This window comes from uncultured Campylobacter sp. (assembly GCF_937996225.1).
Classification (GTDB): domain Bacteria; phylum Campylobacterota; class Campylobacteria; order Campylobacterales; family Campylobacteraceae; genus Campylobacter_B.
In genome coordinates this window covers 1-1509 of sequence record NZ_CALKTC010000007.1, presented here as the reverse complement: position 1 = coordinate 1509, position 1509 = coordinate 1, and the positions used below count along the sequence as shown (strand labels likewise).

The following is a 1509-nucleotide window of genomic DNA, read 5'->3' as shown; positions in this document are numbered from 1 at the left end:
CGAAAACATCGAATTTGTCGTAATTTTGCATTATCGCGGCGTTTGCCTTTTTTGCGGCGTCCTCAGCAAGCGCTAAAAGCTCGTTTAAATCCATCTGCGCTCCTTTAAATTTAACGGTAATTCTATCAAATTTAAAATTCCAAAGGTTTGAATTTTTGCGAACAAAACAGGCGAAATTTTAAAACCCTTTAGAATTTTAATATTATTTTTTATATAATTGTATAAATTTTTTAAAGGATCAACATGACCCCAGTCGTATTAGATAGCGTTAAACACGCGGATTTGAAGTATCACGCAGACGCATTTCCCACCGCGCCTTTCGTGCCGGTTATCGCGCCGGAGATCCCATATTGCGCAGAGAGCCTAGTCATCGTATTTACTATCGAAAAAGAGCCCAGAATGGTGGCGCTGCTAGGACGCACCAAAAACGTCTTAATCGATAAGGATTATAAAGGGACGGTGCCCTCCTCGGTGCAGAATTATCCGTTTTTCCTGGCCCAGATCGGCGAGCAGACCGCGATCTGTTTCGATGAGGACGCACAGCAGATCAAAGGCGGGGGCGAGGCGCTTTTTAAAGACGGCAAGCCGACGCCGTTTTTGGAAAATTTAAAAGAGGTGATGAAAAATTACGCCGATTTAGACATGCGCACGCGCGTTGCGGCGGCGGAATTTCAAAAGGCGGGGATTTTAGAAGCCAAGGAGCTCGGCATGAACTCGGACGGTAAAAGCGCGTCCTTGCTAAACGGCTTTTCGGTCGTCGATCGCGAAAAGCTTTCGAAGCTAAGCGATAAAAAGCTCGCGGACTTCGCGCGACGCGGATATCTGGAGCTAGCTTATTACCATCTAAGGAGCCTTTCAAATTTTCAGCGCCTGGGCGATAAGATCATGCAGCTCGACCCGCCGACCGCGCCGAAAGAAGCGAAAAAATAGACGTTTTCGCCTCCTAAGTAGCTCATAATTTTTAGGATTTAATATCGCGGATTTATAAAACTTGCAAAACTTACGATCGTTTCGGGGCTTGAAGTTGCCATAACCGCATGCGAGCTTGAAGCCCTAGGAGGCTTTATTCGCGGCTAAACTAAATACACCGCAAATTTAGTCCTAAAATTTTAGCATAGGGTTTTATAGCAAAAATTTTGCAACAACACAGTACGCAAGATTCCACGCTTAAAATTTCAAGCGAGAAATTTTACTATAAAATTCTATTAAATTTAAAATTTAATTTAAGCAGATCAATTTATAAAATTTTATCCACACTACCTAAAACTTTAGTTTTAAATTTAATCCTACTCTTGCGCCGAAATTTCATACGCGATTTATAGAAATTCCCGCGGCTCGTAGATTTGTACGCCACGCGCGTCGCTGCTAGCCGCATTTATCATCGCGCGGGCGATACTTGCGCCGCTAAGCGGCCAAATTTACCGAACACGCAGGCGGGCAGCAGTTTAAAAACCGCCGCCGCGAGCCGTTCTAGCAGGCGAGTATCCGACCTCTCGCCCAAGATTATCG

1 protein-coding gene is annotated in these 1509 nt (G+C 44.6%); it reads left to right on the top strand.

The window, feature by feature from the left end; translation table 11 throughout:
- The first annotated feature begins 243 nt into the window (after positions 1 to 243).
- Positions 244 to 930, top strand: a complete 687-nt coding sequence (locus Q0174_RS00720; RefSeq protein WP_298040955.1) for a SapC family protein — start codon at positions 244 to 246, stop codon at positions 928 to 930.
- Positions 931 to 1509 lie beyond the last annotated feature (579 nt).